This is a genomic window from Acidobacteriota bacterium, from assembly GCA_021161905.1.
Taxonomy (GTDB): domain Bacteria; phylum Acidobacteriota; class B3-B38; order Guanabaribacteriales; family JAGGZT01; genus JAGGZT01.
The window spans coordinates 1-21,436 of record JAGGZT010000051.1 but is presented as its reverse complement, the minus strand read 5'-3'; the positions used below and the strand labels follow the sequence as shown (position 1 = coordinate 21,436).

19 protein-coding genes are annotated in these 21,436 nt (G+C 50.6%); 2 read left to right on the top strand and 17 right to left on the bottom strand.

The window, feature by feature from the left end; translation table 11 throughout:
- Positions 1 to 4: 4 nt before the first annotated feature.
- Genes ftsL through J7L64_07025 form a run of 3 tightly spaced genes read right to left on the bottom strand, consistent with a single transcriptional unit; the run spans position 5 to position 1,685 of the window.
- Entirely contained in the window at positions 5 to 328 is a 324-nt protein-coding gene (ftsL, locus tag J7L64_07035; GenBank protein MCD6452095.1) for a cell division protein FtsL, read from the bottom strand.
- On the bottom strand, positions 329 to 1,225 hold the full coding sequence (gene rsmH / locus J7L64_07030) for a 16S rRNA (cytosine(1402)-N(4))-methyltransferase RsmH (GenBank protein ID MCD6452094.1): 897 nt from the start codon (positions 1,223 to 1,225) through the stop codon (positions 329 to 331).
- A 19-nt stretch (positions 1,226 to 1,244) separates the two neighbouring features.
- Entirely contained in the window at positions 1,245 to 1,685 is a 441-nt protein-coding gene (locus J7L64_07025; protein MCD6452093.1) for a division/cell wall cluster transcriptional repressor MraZ, read from the bottom strand.
- 233 nt (positions 1,686 to 1,918) lie between these two features.
- Between J7L64_07025 and ychF the strand changes: the two genes are divergently transcribed.
- Positions 1,919 to 3,001, top strand: coding sequence for a redox-regulated ATPase YchF (gene ychF / locus J7L64_07020; protein MCD6452092.1), 1,083 nt, complete (start codon positions 1,919 to 1,921; stop codon positions 2,999 to 3,001).
- Here ychF and recR read toward each other — a convergent pair.
- The 5 genes from recR to thrA all read right to left on the bottom strand — a co-directional run bounded on the left by recR (position 2,998) and on the right by thrA (position 10,100).
- Entirely contained in the window at positions 2,998 to 3,597 is a 600-nt protein-coding gene (gene recR / locus J7L64_07015) for a recombination protein RecR (GenBank protein MCD6452091.1), read from the bottom strand. The genes ychF and recR overlap by 4 nt on opposite strands.
- A gap of 9 nt (positions 3,598 to 3,606) precedes the next feature.
- On the bottom strand, positions 3,607 to 5,271 hold the full coding sequence (gene dnaX / locus J7L64_07010) for a DNA polymerase III subunit gamma/tau (GenBank protein MCD6452090.1): 1,665 nt from the start codon (positions 5,269 to 5,271) through the stop codon (positions 3,607 to 3,609).
- A 110-nt stretch (positions 5,272 to 5,381) separates the two neighbouring features.
- The gene (gene thrC / locus J7L64_07005; GenBank protein ID MCD6452089.1) at positions 5,382 to 6,689 is read right to left on the bottom strand and encodes a threonine synthase; all 1,308 of its coding nucleotides are present in this window, start codon (positions 6,687 to 6,689) and stop codon (positions 5,382 to 5,384) included.
- Between the two features lies 1 nt (position 6,690).
- Complete coding sequence (locus J7L64_07000; protein MCD6452088.1) at positions 6,691 to 7,638, bottom strand: homoserine kinase; 948 nt, start codon at positions 7,636 to 7,638, stop codon at positions 6,691 to 6,693.
- 2 nt (positions 7,639 to 7,640) lie between these two features.
- Positions 7,641 to 10,100: a bifunctional aspartate kinase/homoserine dehydrogenase I gene (gene thrA, locus J7L64_06995; protein MCD6452087.1), complete on the bottom strand. Its 2,460-nt coding sequence runs from the start codon at positions 10,098 to 10,100 to the stop codon at positions 7,641 to 7,643.
- Positions 10,101 to 10,475: 375 nt separating this feature from the next.
- Here thrA and J7L64_06990 point away from each other — a divergent pair, with 375 nt between their 5' ends.
- Positions 10,476 to 12,536, top strand: coding sequence for a GAF domain-containing protein (locus J7L64_06990; protein MCD6452086.1), 2,061 nt, complete (start codon positions 10,476 to 10,478; stop codon positions 12,534 to 12,536).
- On the opposite strand, the gene J7L64_06985 is transcribed toward J7L64_06990, so the two are convergent.
- From J7L64_06985 to J7L64_06945, 9 genes are all read right to left on the bottom strand, one after another.
- Positions 12,537 to 13,454, bottom strand: a complete 918-nt coding sequence (locus J7L64_06985) for a hypothetical protein (GenBank protein ID MCD6452085.1) — start codon at positions 13,452 to 13,454, stop codon at positions 12,537 to 12,539.
- Positions 13,455 to 13,470: 16 nt separating this feature from the next.
- The gene (locus tag J7L64_06980; protein MCD6452084.1) at positions 13,471 to 14,754 is read right to left on the bottom strand and encodes a methyl-accepting chemotaxis protein; all 1,284 of its coding nucleotides are present in this window, start codon (positions 14,752 to 14,754) and stop codon (positions 13,471 to 13,473) included.
- 9 nt (positions 14,755 to 14,763) lie between these two features.
- A complete protein-coding gene (locus J7L64_06975) occupies positions 14,764 to 15,276 on the bottom strand; it encodes a hypothetical protein (protein ID MCD6452083.1) in 513 nt (170 codons plus the stop codon).
- Positions 15,277 to 15,303: 27 nt separating this feature from the next.
- Positions 15,304 to 17,025 carry a DUF4388 domain-containing protein gene (locus J7L64_06970; protein ID MCD6452082.1) on the bottom strand — a complete coding sequence of 574 codons (1,722 nt, stop codon included), beginning with the start codon at positions 17,023 to 17,025 and terminating at the stop codon, positions 15,304 to 15,306.
- Between the two features lie 16 nt (positions 17,026 to 17,041).
- Complete coding sequence (locus J7L64_06965; protein ID MCD6452081.1) at positions 17,042 to 17,416, bottom strand: response regulator; 375 nt, start codon at positions 17,414 to 17,416, stop codon at positions 17,042 to 17,044.
- A 4-nt stretch (positions 17,417 to 17,420) separates the two neighbouring features.
- Positions 17,421 to 18,260, bottom strand: coding sequence for a GAF domain-containing protein (locus J7L64_06960; protein ID MCD6452080.1), 840 nt, complete (start codon positions 18,258 to 18,260; stop codon positions 17,421 to 17,423).
- A gap of 33 nt (positions 18,261 to 18,293) precedes the next feature.
- Positions 18,294 to 20,333 carry a hypothetical protein gene (locus J7L64_06955; protein MCD6452079.1) on the bottom strand — a complete coding sequence of 680 codons (2,040 nt, stop codon included), beginning with the start codon at positions 20,331 to 20,333 and terminating at the stop codon, positions 18,294 to 18,296.
- Between the two features lies 1 nt (position 20,334).
- Positions 20,335 to 20,787: a chemotaxis protein CheW gene (locus J7L64_06950; protein ID MCD6452078.1), complete on the bottom strand. Its 453-nt coding sequence runs from the start codon at positions 20,785 to 20,787 to the stop codon at positions 20,335 to 20,337.
- Positions 20,788 to 20,794: 7 nt separating this feature from the next.
- Positions 20,795 to 21,436 (bottom strand): chemotaxis protein CheW (locus J7L64_06945; protein ID MCD6452077.1); only part of this gene is annotated, 642 nt, incomplete at its 5' end.

Here is a 21,436-nt window from a genome sequence, read left to right as displayed (position 1 = left end):
GTCCCTATCTCTTCTTATTCTCCTCGCCGATGATTATCACCTCTTCTGGCTTGGGATACCGCATTCCAAGTTTCGTTTTAGCAATCCTTTCTATCCTCTCAGGGGAACTTAGGAAAGCCTTTTCCAGAGAAAGCCTCCTTTTCTCCTCGAGCAGCTTTTCCCTCTTCTTATTGAGTTCGTCTATTCGATAGCCGAGCTTCATTATCTCCACCTGCTCCCAAAGATAGAAAAAGAGAACCCCAAAAACGAGCATAAGAAGAAGGACGCCCCGAGGGAACTTCCATCTCCTTTCCCTTATCTTCTGATTATTTCCCACCCTGTCCACCATTTATAGCCGTTCTCCCACTCGCATCCGGGCACTTCTCGCCCGCGGGTTCTCCCTTACTTCATCCCTTCCGGGACGAATCACCTTCTTATTCACCAGCCGGAGAAGGGGTGGATCCAGCTTGGAAAGACGCCTCATAACCCGCTTTACTACCCTATCCTCAAGGGAATGAAAGGCAATTACCACCAATCTCCCCCCCTTCTTAAGAAGTCTCACCGCCTGCTCCAAAACCTCATCGAGACCGGTAAGCTCATCGTTCACTGCGATGCGAAGGGCTTGGAAAGTCCTGGTTGCTGGGTGTATCCGCCACCTTCTTCTCCTCATCGCATCCACTATGATCTCCGCCAGCTCGGTGGTTTCCTCTATCTTCTTCTTCCTCCTTGCCCTCACGATCGCCCTCGCGATCCTCCTTGCCTCTCGCTCCTCGCCGTATTCTCTTATTATCTCTTCAAGCTCTCCTTCGGAGAGTCGATTCACCAGCTCTGAGGCGGACATCCCCGAGCTCCGATCGAACCTCATATCGAGGGGTCCGGGAAGGGAAAAGCTGAACCCTCGCTCAGGCCTAAAAAGCTGGAACGAGGAGAGGCCGAGGTCAAAAAGGATGCCCGAAGGTGGAGGATATCCTCCCTCTTTCAATATCTCAGGAAGCCTTCGGTAATCGGAGGAAAGGAGACGAACCCGCGATGAAAATGAAGAAAGCCTCCCTCTCGCCACCTCGATCACCTCGGGGTCGCGGTCGATACCGAGAAGCCTCCCTCTCTCTGAAAGACGGGCTAAGATCGCCAATGAATGCCCCCCTTCCCCAACGGTACAATCGATGTAAAACCCATCCGGATCAACTACTAACTGCTCGACCACCTCCTTCACTAAAACAGGTTTATGATAAACCTCAGGCTCCATCTCACCCTCTGGGAGCCGGTCATATGCCAAGCTCGGAAAGGATCCTCAAATCCTCCTCGGTTAACGGCACCGCCAATCTCTTCTCCCGGAACAGCTGGTCGTTCCACACCTCGAGATAACGAAGGTGCCCCAAAACAGCCACCTCCCCCTCCATCCGCGCCTCTTCCCGAAGCTTCTGAGGGATGAGCACCCTTCCCTGTTTATCCATAGTTGCTATCTGCCCAAAATAACTGGATACATCGACTACCCTTAGCTTGGTCGGATGCATCGAGGGAAGCGTTAACAACTTCTCCTCAATCTCTGCCCAAACAGGGAAAGGATATATCCGTACACTCTCTCCAGTTAAGCTGGTGATATAAAGATTGGGACCATATTCCTCGAGGATGATCCTCTTGAAGGCGGTGGGTATCTTTATCCGCCCCTTATCGTCCACCTTGGTTATGAAGCTTCCTCTCAGTATGTTTTGGAGCTCTTTATTCAACTTTTCCTTCCCTTTTTCCCTCATTTTTGGGACGGTGGTCCACTTTTGTCCAGATTTTTCCACCTGAGGTTATCTTAATATACCCCTTTTCCCCTTGTCAAGGAAAATTATCAATCTGATTAAAAAATTTATACTTTAGCCGGTTAGAAAGGGTGGAATCGCGGTTGACAAATGGAGCCACCTCGTCCTTAAATATCCTTAAGGAGGATGAGATGAAGATAGGGATAATCGGCTTTCCCAAGGTAGGAAAGACCACCCTGTTCAACATCCTCACCGGTGCTCATCTCGAGACCTCAAAGTTCGGCGGAGGAAAGGCGGAAGCGAGGATCGGTATCTCCAAGGTGCCTGATCATAGGCTCGACCGGCTCGCCGAGATATTCTCTCCCAAAAAGCTGACACCAGCGGAGATAGAGTATGTGGATATCGGAGGCCTCCCCGGAACCGAGCTCGGAAGAAGTGAACTCCTCTCCGCCATCCGCCCAGCCGATGCCCTCCTCCATGTGGTGCGCGCCTTTACCGACCCTGAGCTTCCCCATCGGGGAGGAGAGATAAACCCTGCCAAAGATATAACCGACCTCGAGGATGAGCTCATCTTAGCCGATCTCCTTGTGGCGGAAAAGAGATTGGAACGGGTGGAAAAGGACATCAAGAAGATAAAAAGCGATGAATTGACAAAAGAATACGAGCTCCTCAACAAGGTAAAGGAGGCACTGGATAAGAACACCCCCTTAAGGGAGCTTTCCTTCTCCTCCGAGGAGGAGAGGATGCTCCGGGGGTTCCAGTTCCTCTCAGCAAAGCCGATCCTCCAGGTAATCAACCTCGGCGAGGAGGAGCTCGGGGAGAAGGAGTTCGTAGAAAAATACGGGCTAAAGGGCTACGAGGGGAAAAAGAAGATGGGGCTTTCCCACATCTACGGAAAGATAGAGCTCGAGATAGCGGAGCTTCCACCGGACGAAGCAACCGAATTCAGAAAAAGCTACGGCATCGATTCCGCCTGCCGGGAGCGGATAATCCGGGATTCCTACCGCCTGCTCGGGCTCATCACCTTCTTCACCTATAAGAGCGGAGAGGTCCGCGCTTTCAGCATCAAGGAGAACACAAGGGCGGTAAAGGCAGCAGGTGCAGTTCACTCCGATATGGAACGAGGATTTATAAGGGCAGAGGTCATCTCCTTTTTCGACCTCGATAAATTGGGCTCGATCGAGGAAGGAAGAAAAAAGGGACTCCTCCGCCTCGAGGGAAAAGACTATATAGTGGCAGATGGGGATGTGATCACCTTCCGCTTCAACATCTAAATCTCCCTTCTTCCTTCAATAGCGCGCGCCATCGTCACCTCATCAGCATAGGAGAGCTCAGCGCCGGCAGGGATACCTATTCCGATCCGGGTAATAAGCAAGTCTAAGGGTTTTAATATCTTAGCCAGGTAGAAAGCGGTAGCCTCTCCTTCTGCATTGGGACTGGTGGCGATTATGACCTCCTTTATCTCCCCCTCCTTCAATCGGGAAAGAAGCCCCTTGATCCTGAGCTCCTCCGGTCCCACCCCGCCCAGAGGGGAAAGTACCCCCATCAGCACATGGTAGAGCCCATTATATTTCCCCGTCTTTTCGATCACGATGATATCTCCCGGTTGCTCCACCACGCAGACCTTGCTCCTATCCCTTGCTGGATCGGAACAGATACTGCAGGGATCGCGCTCGGTGATACTATTGCAGACGGAGCAGAAGAAGACCTTCTTTTTAACCTCGATGATGGAACGAGCCAGTCGTTCCGCCTCTCCTGGCGCCGTCTTCAATAGATGGAAAGCCAACCGCTCCGCAGTCCGCTCCCCAATACCGGGAAGACGGGAAAGCTCAAGGATCAATCTTCTGAAGGCTTCCGGGAACTGAAACATCCCCCTCCTCTATTCGGCTTCCTCCTTCCTCCCCTTCTCCTTATGCTCTCTCACATCGATCAACTCCCCCTCGAATAGCTCCAAAACCCCTCTTACCCGTTCATCCTCGAGGACTTTTTGCTTGGGGGAGATGAATTTCTTCCCCGGGGAAGAGGAACCCTCCTCTTCCCTCTGAACAAGGGAGAACCTTATCTCACGAAGCCCCGATGCCCTGGCGAGCTCAGAAAGGTAGGCGAGTTTTTCCTCCGTTTTCAGGATATCGATAACCGGCTCCTTCCCCTTGGGGTAGTTCACCACCAGATCGTCTCCCTCTACCCCAAGCTCCACCCCGTTATTCACCAACATAGAGAAAAGGGGGAGCCTTTCTCTCCTGAGCCTTGAAAGGAGGGTCTTCACCCGTTCGTCAGCCACCTCAGGGGACTCCTCATCTGCCTCCTTCTCGATGTCCCCTTCCTTCTCCTCATAGGGGGGAGCTTCCTCCTCCATCTTGAGAGAGGGTCCCTTTTCCCCTCTGCCAGAGGGGGACTCGGCTGAGGAAACTCCGCCAGAAGAAAGGCTCGAGAGAACCTCCTCCAAGGGAACGAGTTTTCTCAACCTGAGAGAACGAATGAGAACCGCCTCGAGGAGGTAGCGGGGCTGAGTGCTCCAGCGGGTAAGTTGTTCCGCATTTGCCAATTGGTTCAATATCCGAAGGATATCCTCAAGGGAAAACTCCTTGCTTTGAATCTCGATCCGCCTTAATTCCTTGTCTGGTAGGGGGATGAGCTCTTTAGCCTCCTTGACCAGTTTCGCCACCATCAGATGACGGAAAAGGGAGATAAGCTCGGAGATAAGCTCCTGAACATCGTATCCCCTGTTCAGAAGATCATCGACCGTTTTGATGAGAAGGGAGGCGTCCTCCCGCAGGATCGCCTCGGATATGGAAAGAAGCGCCTCAGCAGGAACGATGCCGAGGACCGCGGTTATATCCTCATCGGAGACACTCTCTCCGGCAAAGGAGATGAGCTGTTCCAGAATGCTCTGGGCATCCCGAAGACTGCCCGAGGCAGCGGTGGCGATGGTGTTCAACCCCGCCTCCGAGATCTTCACCTTCTCCCCAGACGCGATCTTCTTAAGCTGAGAGACAATGAGACGATGAGGTATCCGTTGGAACTCGTAATGCTGACAGCGGGAGATGATCGTCGGGGGCACCTTATGATAGTTGGTAGTGGCTAAGATAAAAACAACATGGGAGGGTGGCTCCTCAAGCGTCTTCAGGAGGGCGTTGAACGCCTCCGGGGTCAACATATGAACCTCGTCTATTATGTAGATCTTGAACCGATCGCGTGCCGGGGAGTACTTGACATTCTCCCTCAACTCCCTTATCTCGTCTATGCCCCGGTTGGAGGCGCCATCTATCTCGTACACATCGATCGAATTGCCGAGGGCTATCTCCTTACAGGAAGGGCACTTACCGCAAGGGGTTACCGTTGGTCCCTCTACACAGTTGAGCGCCTTGGCAAACACTCTGGCGGTGGTGGTCTTCCCCACTCCCCTTATCCCGGAAAAAAGCAGGGCGTGAGGGATCCGCCCCGAGAGGATGGCGTTCTTTAGGGAACGGACGATCACCTCCTGGCCCACGATCTCATCGAAATTCTGGGGTCTAAGCCTACGAGCAAGTACCAAATAGGACATTCACCCTCCTTATAAAAGCGATGGATGCTTTCCCATTTTACCATACGATCCCCCCCTATCAAAGGATCGAAAAGGATGGGAAATACCAACCTCAATCTTGAAAAAGGGCTCTATCTATTTGTGGTTTCCAAGAGAAAACCCTTAAATTCGGAAAAGGAGCGGGAGAGGATAATCGATCTCTTCCTTTTACTCAATACCTCCCTAAGCCCGGAGGGAAGCTCCACCTTCCTTTTGATTATCGGTTCGATAATGTCGAAGAACTTGGCTGGATGGGCAGTCTCTAAAAAAATACCGCTAGCCCCGTTTATTTCTTCCATAGCTTTTGAAAGCCCTAAAAAAGCCACCGCCCCGTGAGGGTCGAGAAGGTAATCATATCTCTGGTAAACCTCACCAATTGTGTCCTTCGTCTCCTCATCATCAAAGCTCCAGCCAACAATATCCTCTCTTATTCTATTGAGATCATTGCCATAGATATAAAGGATCCTGGCGAAATTGCTCGGATCTCCCACATCCATCGCCGAGGAAATGGTCCTTTTGGACTCTTTGGGCTCGAACCTACCGGTCTTAAGATATAGAGGGACGGTGTCATTTATATTGGTCGAGGCAACAAATTTATGAATGGGAAGGCCCATCTTCTTCGCTATTATGCCGGCAGTGAGATTTCCAAAATTGCCACTGGGGACGCTGATGATAACCCTCTCCTTTCTCCCTTTAAGCTGGGAAAATCCATAAAAATAGTAGAACGACTGGGGGATTAATCGGGCGATGTTTATGGAATTGGCGGAGGTGAGATTAAGTCTATCGTTCAGCTCCCTATCAAGGAATGCCGTCTTAACCAGCCTCTGGCAATCGTCAAAGGTCCCTTTTATCTCAAGCGCGGTAATGTTCTTATCATAGGTTGTAATCTGCAGTTCCTGGTTCTTGCTGATCTTCCCACTTGGATAGAGTATGAAGACCTCTATCCCCTCCTTTTGGTAAAAGGCGTTCGCCACTGCACTGCCGGTATCCCCTGAGGTCGCCACGAGAACGGTTAACTTCTTCCCCTCCTTTTTAGCAAAATAAGATACCATCTCTGCCATAAACCGAGCCCCGAAGTCCTTGAAGGCGAGGGTTGGTCCAAAGAAGAGTTCAAGGCTATAAACATTTTCCTTCACCCTCTTCAGGGGAGCATCAAAGGTTATCGAGTTCCGGATAAATCCCTCCAATTCCTCCTCGGATATATCTTCGCTGAAGAAAAGCCTCGCCACCTCAAGGGATATCTCTTGAAATGAGAGAGCATCCATCTCCCTCAAGAATTCGGTACTTACTCGGGGTATATGCTCGGGGAAAAAGAGCCCTCCGTCATCCGGCATCCCCTTTAAAACCGCCTCCCTTAGACTAACCGGCTCAGCCCTCCCCTTTGTGCTCAGGTATTTCAACTCAACCCCTCCTGTAAACTATCTTGGGTCCTTCTTCATTAACCCCGGAGATGTAGATGTCGCTGGATAGCCCCGCTTTCTCAAAGTCCTCGCTCACCTTCTTCGCCACAAAGCTCGCTTCTTCCCTCGAGGAACAAAGGGCAAAAACCGAAGGACCTGAACCTGAGATCCCAAAAGCAAGGGCGCCCTCTTTCAAGGCGACCTCCTTCGCCCTCTCGAAATTGGGGATCAGCTTGGAGCGGACCGGCTCTATGATCACATCGGAAAGGGAAGCTGAGATCAGCTTGAGGTCCTTTTTCATAAGCCCGGCTATCAATCCGGCAATGTTTCCCCATTGGATCACCGCTTTTTTCAACGGAACCTTCTGGGGAAGTATCTGCCGGGCTTTCTTCGTCTCTATTTCCATTTTTGGATGAACGATACCAAAATAAATGGACTCAGGATAGGATATCCTCACAATCTCAAGGGGAGATATACTCCTTACAAGGATTACCCCTCCGAAAAGAGAGGGGGCTACATTATCCGCATGTGCCTCCTTGCTGGCAAACTTCTCTCCCTCCAACGCAAAGGGCAGAAGCTCCTCCTTTGAAAGGGGCTCACCCAAAAGGACATTCAAGGCAAAAACCCCGGCGACGGAGCTCGCTGCACTGGAACCGAGTCCGCTTGAAATGGGCATCTTCTTTATAAGCTCCACCTCCACGCCCTCCTTCACCTTCAAGGAGCTCATCATCGAAGCCATCGCTATGGTAGCCACATTCCTTTCCGGATCGAGGGGAAGCCTTCCTCCATCACCGGTTATCTTGCTTATCTTTATCCCCGGCTCTTTTCTCAACCTCAAAACGACCTCATCCCCAGGGGTCTCGAGGGCAACCCCAAGTATGTCAAAGGCACATACGAGATTCGCCACCGTTGCCGGAGCAAAAACTTTAACTTCCTTCAGTCCCTTCATCGTTACATCAAATAATTCGATATTCGGATTATATCTGCGAGAACCCCCGCTGCCGTCACCTCAGCCCCTGCACCAGGTCCCTTGACTACAAGGGGAAACCGGCTATATCGCTTCGTGTGAAAGGAGACGATATTATCCCTCCCCCTCAGGTGGAAGAATGGATGACGGACATCCACCTCCTTCAACCGAACCTCTGCCTTTCCATCCTCTATCGAGGCGATGTACCTGAGAACCCTTCCTTTCTTCTCCGCAGCGGATACCTTTCTCTCATATACTTCATCCAATTGAGGGAGCTTTTTGAAAAACATATCAACAGAGTCTATCCCTTTAAAACCTTCGGGCAACAGGCTCTCAACAAAGACATCTTTCATTTCGAGCTCAAGTCCGATCTCACGAGCCAAGATCAATACCTTCCTCGCAACATCCATTCCGTTCAGATCCTCCGCAGGATTTGGCTCAGTATATCCCTTATCCCTGGCCATCCTTATAATCTCACTAAATCTTCCCCCCTTCTTCAAGGAGTTAAAGATGAAGCTGATGGTTCCGGAAAGTACCGCCTCTATCCTTTTAACCTGATCACCGCTGTTCAAAAGGTCCCTCAAAGTGCTAATCACCGGAAGCCCTGCCCCAACGGCTGTCTCATAGAGAAAGGGGACCCCGTACTTTCTGGTCAATGACTTAAGATCCCGATAAAGGGAAAACTCAGAGGAGCAAGCCTTCTTGTTTGGCGTTATGATGGGGATATGTGATTTGAGAATATCCTGGTAGTACCTAACAACCTCGTCACTTGCGGTGCAGTCCACGAAGACGCTATTGGGGAGATTGAGCTCCTTCATCCTCCCTACGAATCTCCCCATATTTGAAGGTTCACCCGAATTCAGAAGTTGCCTTTTCCACGATTCAAGACCTACGCCATCCTCCTTGAAAAGCATCCTTCTTGAATTGGCGAGTGCTATCACCTTTATGTTCAGGGAATGCTCTGAGGAAAGCATCGACCTATTTTTTCTTATCTGATTGATCAGGGTCCTCCCGATCAGCCCCGTGCCCACGATGAAAAGGTTAAGCGTCTTCTTCTCCGAGAGGAAGAAAGCCTCATGGATGACATTCAACGCCTTGGCTTCATCTTCCTCCTTTATAACCACCGAGATGTTTAACTCAGAGGCTCCCTGAGCAATGGCAACTACATTTATCCCGTTCTTCCCCAAAGCCTGAAAGAGCCTCCCCGAGATCCCCACCCGCCTTTTCATATTGGAACCGACGATCGCCACAATGGACATATCCCGTTCCACGAAAACATCGTCTATCTTATGGTCGAGGAGCTCCTGTCTGAATTCCTCCTTTACCACTTCTCTCGCTTTCTCCACCTGCCCTGAATTTACCGCCACACAAATGGAGTGCTCCGAGGAGGCTTGGGTAATGAGGATTATGTTTATGCCATTCCTCGCCAGGGCACCAAAGAAACGAGACGCTATCCCCGCCACCCCCACCATTCCACTTCCCTGAATGGTCAGGAGGGAGATATCCCCAATGGCGGAGATCCCCTTTATCAGATATCTATCCCGCTCCCTGCTGGGGGCGATAAGGGTTCCCTCAAAATCAGGATTGAATGAATTCTTTATCCTGATGGGAATGTCTTTGTAATACGCCGGCTGAATGGAAGGAGGATAAATCACCTTGGCGCCAAAATGGGACAACTCCATCGCTTCCTCATACTCAATGCACTTTATGGGGAACGCTTCTTTCACCCTTTTCGGATCCGTTGTCATTAGCCCATCCACATCGGTATAGATGATTATCTCGGTAGCATCTAACGCAGCACCCAGAATGGAGGCGGTGTAATCTGAGCCCCCTCTTCCCAATGTCGTTGTCTCGTTCTTCAGGGTAGAGCCGATGAACCCGGTTGCTACCTGAATCGCTCGGTGTGTTTTGAAATACTCCCTTATATTCTTCTCCGTTAGGTCCATAATGACCCGGGCATTGCCAAAGTTATCGTCCGTCTTTATCAGTTTTCTCGTATCGAGATATTCCACCTCGGGGAAGAATTGTCTCAAGATCTCGCTGATTATATAATTCGAAAAACGCTCTCCAAAACTCAGCACAAAATCAAGGGTCTTCGGCGTCAACTCATTTACAAGATAAATTCCATTAACGACCTCGGAGAGCTCGGAAAATATATTTTTGAAATCTGATAAAACCTTTCTCTTCGGGTCGCCTCCTTTGAAAAAGGAATTTATTATCCCCCTGTGAAAGGAATAGACCCTCTTTAACGCCCTTTTATAATCAGTCTGCTTCTGGGAGGCGAGGGTGGCTGCATAAAGCAGTCTGTTGGTGGTATCGGAAAAGGCGGAACAAACAATGGTCAACTCAGGAGAGACGGTGCTCTCCTTGAGGATTATGTTCACCACACCGTTTATGCACCTTGCATTAGCGAGAGATTTACCACCAAATTTCAATATCCGCATAGCTCACCTCCCTAAGCCTTCCCTTGATACAACTTCCAAAGCTTCACTAAAAAACTCCCCCCACAATAAAAAAATCGGGCTAAAACTTGCCCCCTCTTTGTCTCTTTAAGAACTACTTCAGGGACGGTTAGAACACCCGCTTCTTCACATCAATAGAAAACCTCCCCTCTATAGAGTTTCTTTTTTTATCAAGAAAAGAGCAAAAAGTCAAGTCAATATTTTAATCGAAGGGGAAACCCTAACAACTCCTTTTACCGTTCACCATAGGGACAGTGGGAAGCGATTGACGAAACTGGGCACCAACCTTTTGGTTTCTGTTGACAAGTCAAGGGGTTTCTTGTAAAATAAATATTGCAATTTCAGGAGAAACAGAGAATGGGAAAGAAAAGAAGTATAGGTCTTTTTGCCACGAACCTTATCCTTTTCATCCCCACCCTCTATTATTTCGGGCTTCCTAAGGAGGGGTGGAAATATTATCTCGTTTTTCTTGTACTTCTCGGTCTGGGTAGGAAATATGCTATCCCCCTTATAAGGACTTCCTTTCTCTCCTTTACTTCTGGTTTTCTGATTTTCTCTTTCTTGCAATTTGGTTTGACCTGGACGATGATACTCGCCTTCACCGGAATACTCTTAGTAGATACCTTGGTCTTAAAAAGAGATTTCTACCCCGCCCTTCAACTCGCGTCACATACCCCCATATGCCTTTTCATCTCCGGCTTTACCTACTGGCAGTTAGGTGGAAAATGGGGGAGCAATGCCCTCTCCCAAGGAAATTACCCTTTGGCTATCTTCTTTGCTCTGTTCTTCTTCGGTCTCAACATAGGTGGCTTCTACCTTCTTTTTATAGCCAGAGGAGAGGTAAAAAAAGAAGAGCTTCCCTTTATACTAAAATGGGAAATTCTTACTTCCTTTTTCCTCTGTCTTTCTGCCTTTTCCGCCCTTTGGGCGTTACACAACCTTCCCCAAACTAAGTTCATTCTTTATTTAATAGGGCTCGGAATATTATGGATCATTGGCCAGCCCCTTTTCACCAAAGCGATCTTGGCGGAGGAGATGGAAAAAGTGATAAAGGCGGGAGCAGCAATCTCCTCCACCCTTGAGCTTACCCAATCGATGCGGAAGATAAAGGAAACGCTGGATGAACTGATAGAATACTCCAATTGCTACATCTCAGCCATCGACGAAGAGAAAGGAGAGATAATAACCATCTACGATTCCACGAGAGACGGTCCTGACTTGGAGTCTACCATGAAGATCGGGGAAGGGATAGCGAGCGTGGTTTACCGGACAAAGGAACCGATGGTGATCGGTGATACAACAAAGCACCCAGAACGGGTAGAGGTAGTACCCGGGATGTATTCGGAACTCGCCTTCCCCATTCTTTCGGGAGATAAAGTAATCGGTGTGTTCGACCTCGAACACACCAAGCGCAATCATTTTAAAGAGCGAGATCTCCTTTTCTCGTCATACATTGCCAATTTCTTAGCGGTAAGCATTCACTTTTACAACATAGTAAGACGGCTTCAGGAGCTATCCGGTTCGGTGAACCGGTTCACTACCGAGCTCGCCTCCACAGTGGAGGAGCTTACCGCTTCATCAGAGGAGATAAACGCCACCTTAGATACGATGAGCAAGGAGATCGAAAAACAGCGGAAGTTGATGGAGGAGAATTATCAGAAAGTGGCAACCGCTTTCTCCTCATCCAAATCCATCGCTAAGGAGACGGAGGAGGCAGACGAGAAGAGCAGAAAGGCAATGGCGGTGGCGGAGAAGAATAGAAAAGAGGTGGAGCTCGCAGTAAATACCCTCCTCGAATTGACGGAGGATGTGGAAAGAGCAGCCCAGGCGATTACCGAATTCGAAAAGATCGCAGAGCGGATAACCCGGTTTACTTCCACCATCTTGAAGATCACCACCAGAACAAATGTAGTTGCCTTGAACGCCTCCATCGAAGCGGCGAAGGCGGGGGAGTTTGGTCGTGAGTTTTCAGTAGTAGCGGAAGAGGTGGGTAGATTAGCCGAAAGTACCAAGAAAGCCTCCGAGGAGATAAAAGAAGCAATAAGCCTTCTTTCCACGCGGTTCAATCTGATCAATAATATAATGATGGAAAGCAAGGAGAAGGCTGAAGACGCCAGCGAGATCGCTAAGACCTCGGAAGAAGCCTTAAGGGAGATATTATCCTCCATTGAGGAGGCTTTATCATATTCTATAAGGATATCCAACTACACCAACACCCAGAGGGAGTTACTTGAGGATATTAACGAGAGTATGCGGATAATAGAGGAGGTAAACAGACGGAATTCACAAGGGATAGAAAGTATTGTCGCTGCCATCGAAGAACAATCAGCTTCTCTCTCCGAGCTTTCCTCGCGAATAACCGAGCTCGAAGGATTGGTGAGCAATCTCCATCGGGAGATGTCCCGCTTTATAAAATGATCACCTGATAACCTTAACCCCCTCAAGAGTAGAGGGTATCTTTATCCCCAATAACCTGGCTACCCTGGAGTTTATCACTATATTGTACTTCCGGGGAGGAACCACCTGAAAATTCTTGCGAGGGGAGCTGGTAATTTGGTTCGCCAGTTCCCCCGCCAATCTCCCTATATCCTTTATATCCGGCACCACCGAGCAGAAAGCCCCCCTCCTTGCATAAACCTCGCCCGAAACCAAAACCGCCACCTTCATCTCTAACGATGTCTTTACTATATAGGAAAAGGAAGCATCGTTCATCAAGAGCTGATCCAAAGATAGGATAATGTACTTAACCTCATTTCCCAGCTGCCGGAAGACGGTGGGGAGTTCCGTCTCATTCCTCACCCCAGCTTTTATCACAGTAATGCCCAACTTCCTCCCCTCCTCCTCCGCTTTACTGACCAAAGGACCACTTCCCGCACCTGAAGCGTAAAGGAAACCCACCTTGTTTTCTTGAGGGGCGACCTCTTTTATGAGGGAAAGCATTCTGGCAAGTGGAGGCATCTCCAAAGAGATCCCAGCAACCTTAGAACCGGTTAAGCCAAAAGCCTCTGGTTTCAGGATGAGGCAGTAAACAACCGGCTTTACCCCAATGACCTCCTTCGCTTGGGTGGCGGCATAGGAACCGACAAAGAAATAGAGATCGCAATTACTCCCCAAAATTCTCCCTCGAGATAGCCTGTCCTTTATGGGATCACCTATGAAGGTGTAGCTTTCGACTGCTCCCTTAAAACTCTCCTTAAAACCGGCAAGGGCTTCGAGATAGAGGTTTATATTGCGGCTTACCACCGCGGTAACCTTCTGCGCCCTCGCTGGGGACGAAAAGAGGAGAAGAATGATTATCAAACACCAAAAGAGGAAACCTTCCCTTGTTTTTCTCATATCCTTTCCCTCATCATTATTGTTGTTCCACCTTAAATGTTTCCACCAATCTCTTTAACTCCTCAGCCGCGGTAGAGAGTTCTTGTGCTGAAGCACTCATCTCCTCAGTAGAAGCGGTCTGCTCCTCTATGGAGGCAGCGATCTCCTCGGCATTAGCTGCATTCTCCTCAGCCACCTTGGCTATCTCCTCGGTATTCATAAGCAATCTTCTCATCTCCTCCGTTTGAGACTTAGCCCTCTCTAAGATATCCTCAATACCCTGAGCTGCCCTCTCTATCCGAGAGGTTATCTCCTTTATTAGGGCGGAAGTGTTCAGGATAACCCCTCGGCCCTGGGAAACCTCCTCTGTCACCCGGGACATACTCATCACTACATTATGGGTCGCCTCCCTTATGGCTTCGATCATATCCCTTATCTCCTCGGCGTAGCCCGCGGTATCCTCAGCAAGCTTCCTCACCTCCTCTGCCACCACCGCAAAGCCACGGCCATACTCCCCGGCACGAGAGGCTTCGATAGCAGCATTTAAGGAGAGGAGATTGGTCTGATTGGCAATGCTGGTTATCCTCTCCACCGCCTTCTCTATTCCTGCCGACTTCTGGTTCAGCTCATCAATCTGTCGCTCCGTTTCGGAAACCACCTCCGAGATCCGACCGATCCGCTCCGTCACCTCCTCCGCTGAAGCCAACCCCTTTCCCGCCATCGCCTTCACCTGGGAGGCGGTATCCCAGTTCTCTTTAGCCCTTCTCAGTATTTCCTCCGCCGAATGGGAAATCGCTTCCGAGAGCTCATTGGTCCCCTTGGTCCCCTTCGCCTGTCTGATTGAACCCTGGGAGATCTGCTGGATTATCGAGGAGATCTCCTCAGCAGAGGCGTTGAGCTCCTCAGCAGAGGCGGAAAGCTCCTCGGAGGTGGTGGCCACCTTGGAGGCGGTTTGTTGGATGGTGGCTATCGTTTGAGCCATAAAGGAAACGAATTGATTGAAGCTATCCGCCAATTGCCCTACCTCATCCCTCGAGGTCACCTCGAGCCTCTCCGTGAGATCGCCCTTCCCCTTTGCGATCTCCCTTAGCCTTTCCACCATAATCGCCAAGGGCTTGGTGATTATCCGGCTAACAAAGGCAGCCAGCGCTACCCCGATGGCAGCAGCGATGAGATAGTAAAAAGCGGAGGACCTTATCACCGCAGAGAGATAGGAACTGAGATTGGCGGTGGAAATCCCTACCTCTACCATCCCCACTTTTCGCCGTCTCAGGGTTCCCCCACCTCCGCCGAGTAACGCCTCCGCTGAGCCAGTAGCCATTTGGAGAAGTTAGATGGGGCTTACGGTGTGGATGACCTTTCCCCGGGGAAGAAAGAAGGTGGAGAGCTTCTCTACCTTGACCGCCTTAGCCTCGATGTCCTTAGGAAGTTTTCTCGCCTTCTCGTTATAAGCGGCAAGGATCTTGCCATCCACATCGTAGATGATAATGTAAAGTATGTCGCTCTCCTTAGCCACCCGCGCTGCTGCCTTCGCCATATTCACCTTTCCTTCTCTAATCCCCGAGGAAAACTTCTCCCTCCAGCCAATAGCTGCTTCGATGATGTTGTAAAGGGTATCCTCATCACCAATTGCTACTGGATATCCCCCTTGATAGGCGATCATCCGCGCCAGGGTAGCCCCTTTCTCCTCGAACATTGCCTGAAAGTTCCTCTTCATCCGACTATAGGAGTAGATCACCGCGGGGACGGAGGAGATGAGCAGAATGACTATGAGGAGATAGACGATCTTTCTGTATATGGGAAGATTGAAGTACCAACTACTAAATCCCTTCTTCTCCATCATTTCCCCCTTTAAATTGCGATTACTTACTCATCCCCTTGACGAAAGGAGTGCTTTTAATTTTCGCTCCAAGAGGGCGTTCTCAAAGGCGATGCCCACCTGGCTCATAAATATCTCTATTCCTTCAATATTCTCTATCGGCTTTCCCCCCTCCCCGTTATCCCCATAAAGGACGGCTACCACCTTCCCCTTACTCAGGATAGGGACAGCAACCACCTCCTTCGGTTTTACCCCTTCGAGCTCAGAGATAAGGTAGCGATTCCACTTGGTATCGGGGAGTTCCCCTTTGTATGTCCTCTTGGTCTTCAAAAGGATATCAAAGACGGAGTTCTCAAACAGAGGAATCCTGATGCGACGAAGCCTTTCGTTCATCGCCGCCATCCTCTTCAACCCAAACCCCCCGACACCAACATATTCCTTCGCCTTGACGAGGAAGAGGAAAGCTCGCTCCAATACCTCGGAGGCGATGCGGAGGGCAAGGAGGGAGATCTGGGAGGAGCTCTCCGGCTGTTTCAGCTCCTCAACCATCTCCTTCAATATCCTTATCTGCCTCCTTATCGCTCCTTCGTTTCCCTTTATGGCTGAGGGAGATAAAGGGGATTTCGCCTTGCTCAAGGTATCGAAGAGACGCCTCAAAATGCAGGAGAGTTCCTCAGCGAATTGGACATAGAGGTATTCCCGCTGATCGAAAGGGGCATCGAGGGCACTTGGCTTAAAGAGGTAATTGGTAGCGCCGAGAAGGTAAGCCTTATGCCTCACATTGACATCGAGGTGCTCGGTCATTATTATCACCGGCACATCGAGATTCTCCTCCTTCATCCTCTCAAGGAGATCGAGCCCCCCGAGATAACCATCCCGCTCAAACGAAGGGATTATCAGGTCGCTGATCAAAACCAAATCCTTATCCTCGGAGAGCAACCTCTTCACCAACTCGTAGGCGAGAGAGACGGAATCCACCGCATGGACAATGAACCTCTGCTTCTTCAAGTAATCCCCTATCCACCTCCTTGAGGTTGGGTCCTCCTCCACCAGCACTAAATGTCTCTCCCTCTCCCCAACCTTTCTTTTTCCCTTCTCCTCAGCGAGGAATTCCCTGAGGTCTACCAACTCCTCCGGAGAAACCCTCTTCCTCGCCAACACCGCCACCCCTTCCTTTGTCTCTTCCTTTTGCGAAAGCCGTACCACCTCTCTTTCTCCTCCTCGAATGAAGAACTCACGGGCAAGGGTACGGGCATTGCTCAGCCCCTCTGAACGCTCATCCTCTGCCCTCGCTTCCTCAAGGAGCAGGTGTTGGGGGGAGAAACCATCGGGAAGAAGGATCTCGCCCGGTTCATAACCCAGTCTCTCCGGCGAAAGCTCCTTCTCCAGGGAAAAGGAAAACTCACCCTCACCGGAGTTGGTGATGTTCTGGATGACCGCCCGGAAGTACTCCTTTGCCACTTGGGATATCACCTCAGGAGAAACCACCCCTTCGGCTATCAGAAGGGAGACCAAATCTCCCTCACCATCGCTCACCCGAACGAGGATCTCCCCTAACCTTCCCCGCTCCACCTTCCCCATCTCCACCAGCAGATCGGGAAGATTGATCCGAATGGCGTCGGATGAGGCGTAGACCAGTTTCCCCTTACTAAAGGCAAGGAGATGCTTCCCTAAGGAGTTCCTCACCTCGAGGATGCCCGTTCTTCCCGAAAGGTTGACCAACTGAAGGATATCGGGGATCGGGAGATCCTCTAAACTGCCAACCAGGCTCATTCCTCCTCTTCCCTCCTTACTCCAGCAACCTAAGGACCGCTTCCATAAACTCCCGGGGATCGATCGGCTTAGCCACATAGGCATTAGCCCCGAGCTCCATTCCCTTCTTCCTATCCTCATCCCCTCCTTTGGTGGTGAGGATCAATATCGGAAGTTTCTTCAACTTCTCATTGGAACGGATATAATTGACCAACTTTAGCCCATCCATCCGGGGCATAAGGATATCGGTTATCACCAGGTCATATCTATCTGAGGAAAGCTTTTCCATAGCTACAAGGCCATCTTCCGCCTCCTCCAACTCTACCCCAGGTATTTTTTTCAGATGAAACTCAATCAATCTTCTCACTGTGGCAGAATCCTCAACTACCAATATCCTTACTTCCCTTCCCATCTCCTCACTCCGGCTGCTTTGAGGCCAAAAGCTCCATAAAGCTTTCTATGGTGTTTAACTTTCTCTCCATACTGGAATAAAGCTTTGCCGAATAAAGGGCGGTTGCCGCATGACCGGCGAGAAGAGAGAAAAGCTCCCTATCCATCGGGGTAAACCCCTTTCTCTTCTGGACGAAGAGCTTGTAGACAACGATGACCCCAATGAGCCGTTTCTTTATCTTGAGGGGAATACAGGCAATGGGCCTCTCTCCTCCTGCTGCCTCGATCTCCTCCGGGGTCTCAAGGATGAATATCTCCCCCTTCTCCGCCGTCCAACCGATAACCCCTTCGCCTAAAGGAACATAACGTCCTATATCGGAGGGACGGCCCTCACCAGCCACCCCCCCGAGCTCCTTTCTCTTCTCGTCGAAGAGAAAGATGGTGAAAACCTCTGCCCCGATCAAGTTGATCACTATCTCGCAGATTATCTGAACCACCTCTTTGAAATCGAGGGTGGAATGAAGCTGATAACTCGCGATATAGAGATTGGCTAAATTGTTATTCTGCTCCTCAACCTCGATATATTTCTGAGCGAAGTCCATATTCTCCCGCTCCACTTCAGCGTATTTATCCCTGAGGTCAGCAAGCTCCTTCTTCAGCCGATCTATCTCCTCCAGATAGGGGGCGAGAACCTCCTTCGAACCTCTCCTGGTAAGCTCCTCGACCTTCTTGGCTAAAGATACATTCTGGAAGCGGAGCCGTTCGTTCTCCTTGAGGAGCCGTCTGGTAAACTCCTTGCTCTCCTCAAGGATGCGAAGGATCTCCCTTCCCTTCTCTATCACATTGTCCTTCCCTTCCTCTGCCATCTGCCCTCCCAATCCTTATAAATAATTGAAGAATTACCTCCTCCTATCCCTAAGCTGAGAACAAAGCTCACTATATATCCTATAGTACTCCGACAGTACCCTCTGTTGCTCTTCATACCTCTCCTTGAGGGTGTTTAAGGTATCCTTAAGCTTCCCCAAGGAATGGGCACCGTTCACCAAAAACTCCTCCTTAATCCTTTTTCCCAGCTCACTTCCTTCAGCAAGGAACTTGGTCAGTTTCTCCCCCCTCTCCTTTACCCTACTCAGCAGTTCCTCCAACTTCTCCCGCCACTTCTCTTCCTCCCTCGTCTCCCTCCTGGCAAGAGAAACCTGATCCTTAAGTTGGGAAAGGAGCTTCAACAAACCTCTCACCTCGATGGCAAAGGAGGAAGAGGTTGAGGAGAGCTTCTCCCCTAACCGATTGAGGCTTCCCACCCCTTGACTTACGCTGGGAATGCGGGAGATATAGTCCTCCGCCGCTCGGATGACCCGATCGATCATCCCCTCTACCTCTTTTATCGCCTCCATCATCCGATTGCCGTTATCCGTTTGCTCTACGGTAGCCTCCGCTATCTTCTGCATCATTGAGGTGGACTCCTTCGTCCCTTCAAGTATCCTCTCGAAGATATTCCCCGCCTCCCGAGAAAGCTTCACCCCCTCCTCCACCGTTATGGAACCCTCCTCCATCGATCTCACCGCCTCCGCCGATTCTCGCTGGACGCTGGCTATCAACTTGGCGATATCCTTGGCTGAAGAGGAGGTACGAGAGGCAAGGTCCCTTATCTCATCAGCAACCACAGCGAAGCCCTTTCCCTGCTCCCCTGCCTGGGCAGCAATTATCGAGGCGTTTACCGCAAGGAGGTTGGTCTGCTCCGCCACATCCTCGATCACATTGAGTATCTCCCCGATCTCGACCGAGCGCGCCCCAAGTTTCTTGATAACCTCCGATGCCTGGGCTACTGCCCGGTTTATCCGCTCCATACTCTCTATCGTCTTGCTAACCGCCTTCTTGCCCAACTCCACATCCTCCTCAACCCGGGCTGAGAGCTCGCTCGACTTCTTGGCGTTGCTCTCTATGAGCTGGATGGAAAAGAGCATCCTTGCCATCGATGCCTGCGTCTCCTCAACTGCCTTGGCTAACCCCCGGGAGAGCTCCGATATATCCCTGATATACCCCTCCATAACGCTAAGGGATGCCTCCACCTCTTCAGAATGGGCGATGAGTTCCTTCGATTCCCCATCGAAGAAGGAGAAGAAATCCTCCCCTTTGCTCAATCCAACCCCCAGCTGGTCAAGGAGGGAGGCGATCCCCTCCACTACCTGGGAGAGCCTATAGAGACGGTTATCCCATTCCTCGAGAGAGGAAGAGAACCGCTCCCAGTGGGAGGTAAGCTCCCGAACCTCCTCCTCCACTTTGGCAACCGGATCGTCAATCTCGATAGAGGAAGCAGAAGCACCGCCTCGCGGGGAAAGAGAGGAGATGATCTCCTCCACCTCTGGGAACGGATATTGGGAACCACCCTCGGGTAAGGGGGAATGGAGAAGCTCATCACAGAACAGCGAGAGCCGCTTCCTCATCTCGATCACCGGGGAGAGGAGGAAAAAGAGGACCAACCCTCCACCCCCTGAGATGAGGAGAAAACCTGTAATAAGGAGAAACACCAACCTCCTAAAGAGGGGAGAAAACAGTGGAGAGAGATCCCGCTCGTAGCTAAGGAGAAGAAAAACACCCTCCCTGGATGATACCGGGGAAGATGCCTGAAAACGATACCTTCCGTCTCCTACCTCCTTAAAGGAAGAAGGAGAAGCTTTATCGATAAGGGAGAGACTTAAATCCTTTACCCCGAGCCTTAAGCGAAGTCTCGCAGCGATATCCCCAAGCTCTGCATCAGAGTTAAGGGGGGCAAAGAGGGTTACTGCCTTCGCCATTCCCTCTGCCCGGGAAAGCTCCGCCTTAACCAAACCCATCTTTAAGGAGGGAAAAAGGAGGAAACCTATTACGAGGAAAACGATTCCCGTTCCCCCTCCGAGAAGAAGAAGAAATCTAAAGAAAGAGCTCCTTCCTTCCCTCATCTCAACTCACCAGCCCCTCCGGCGCCAGGTTCAATACCCCATCCCAATCCAGAACGATCGCCTCCGGATAAGGAGGGGCAATCACTCCCCTTACCGCAAAGGACCCCTTCTTCCCTTTTTTCCTCCTATAGTCGGAAGCCGGCGCCACCCTAACGATCTCAGCTACCCCCAACCCCACAAATTCTTTATAATATTTTACAACAATATACCAATTAAAGCCAGTCTCAACTTCGTCCTCTACCCCAAAAAGCTTAGAAAGATCGAGAATTGGGATGATAACGCCTCGATGGAGAAGGACCCCAGCCACTATATCCCGAACCCGGGGGAGCGGGGTGAGCCCCACCGCCTTTATTACCTCCTTCACCCTCTCCACTTCGATGGCGTAATTATCCCTCCCTAAGGAGAAAACGAGATAACCACTCCCGCCCTTTGCCACCACCCTTTCCGCCATCATATCGACCTCATACCTTCTCGGCGAAAAAGGAAAGGTCGAGGAGCAATGCCAATCTCTCCTCACCCGACTCCGCCACCCCCACTATCCCTGGAATCTGAGAAAGAAGCGAAGGGAGGGGCCTTACTACCACCTCCCTCTGCCCAATTAAGGAATCGACTAAAAAACCCATCCTCTTCCCCCACTCCTCGATGATTACCAAGAATCTCCCCTCCTCTCCTTTCTTCCTTAATAACTCCTCCCTTAAGGAAAAAACTGGTATCTCCCTCCCTTGATACGGATAATGGAACCCCCCCTTCTTCCTCATCATCCCGCTCCCGTTTAACCTCGTTCCCCTGACAACCGCCGATAGGGGAAAGGCGAAGGTAAATTGATCAACCTGGCTGAGAAGAACCTTGAAGTTGGCTAAGGTCACCGGAATGACCACCCGCACCCTGGTTCCCGAACCCTTCTTCGTATCCACCTCGACCATCCCACCAAGCTCCTCTATTCTCTCCTTCACCACATCCATCCCTATCCCCATTCCTGAGATCTCGGTCATTCTCGTTCTGGTGGAGAAACCGGGCTCGAAGATGAGGCTCAAGGTGCGCTCGCGACTCAACTTCTCCCCTGGAAGGACAAGCCCCTGCTCCCTCGCTCTCCTTAACACCTG

Bases quoted from the DNA above. Each gene is read 5' to 3' on its own strand.
- thrA (MCD6452087.1), bottom strand. From the start codon at position 10,100: ATGCGGATATTGAAATTTGGTGGTAAATCTCTCGCTAATGCAAGGTGC.
- recR (MCD6452091.1), bottom strand. From the start codon at position 3,597: ATGTTTCAGTTCCCGGAAGCCTTCAGAAGATTGATCCTTGAGCTTTCC.
- J7L64_06960 (MCD6452080.1), bottom strand. From the start codon at position 18,260: ATGGCAGAGGAAGGGAAGGACAATGTGATAGAGAAGGGAAGGGAGATC.
- dnaX (MCD6452090.1), bottom strand. From the start codon at position 5,271: ATGTCCTATTTGGTACTTGCTCGTAGGCTTAGACCCCAGAATTTCGAT.
- ftsL (MCD6452095.1), bottom strand. From the start codon at position 328: ATGGTGGACAGGGTGGGAAATAATCAGAAGATAAGGGAAAGGAGATGG.
- J7L64_07000 (MCD6452088.1), bottom strand. From the start codon at position 7,638: ATGAAGGGACTGAAGGAAGTTAAAGTTTTTGCTCCGGCAACGGTGGCG.
- J7L64_06955 (MCD6452079.1), bottom strand. From the start codon at position 20,333: ATGAGGGAAGGAAGGAGCTCTTTCTTTAGATTTCTTCTTCTTCTCGGA.
- rsmH (MCD6452094.1), bottom strand. From the start codon at position 1,225: ATGGAGCCTGAGGTTTATCATAAACCTGTTTTAGTGAAGGAGGTGGTC.
- ychF (MCD6452092.1), top strand. From the start codon at position 1,919: ATGAAGATAGGGATAATCGGCTTTCCCAAGGTAGGAAAGACCACCCTG.
- J7L64_06965 (MCD6452081.1), bottom strand. From the start codon at position 17,416: ATGGGAAGGGAAGTAAGGATATTGGTAGTTGAGGATTCTGCCACAGTG.
- J7L64_06980 (MCD6452084.1), bottom strand. From the start codon at position 14,754: ATGGCTACTGGCTCAGCGGAGGCGTTACTCGGCGGAGGTGGGGGAACC.
- J7L64_06975 (MCD6452083.1), bottom strand. From the start codon at position 15,276: ATGATGGAGAAGAAGGGATTTAGTAGTTGGTACTTCAATCTTCCCATA.
- J7L64_06990 (MCD6452086.1), top strand. From the start codon at position 10,476: ATGGGAAAGAAAAGAAGTATAGGTCTTTTTGCCACGAACCTTATCCTT.
- J7L64_06950 (MCD6452078.1), bottom strand. From the start codon at position 20,787: ATGATGGCGGAAAGGGTGGTGGCAAAGGGCGGGAGTGGTTATCTCGTT.
- J7L64_06970 (MCD6452082.1), bottom strand. From the start codon at position 17,025: ATGAGCCTGGTTGGCAGTTTAGAGGATCTCCCGATCCCCGATATCCTT.
- J7L64_06985 (MCD6452085.1), bottom strand. From the start codon at position 13,454: ATGAGAAAAACAAGGGAAGGTTTCCTCTTTTGGTGTTTGATAATCATT.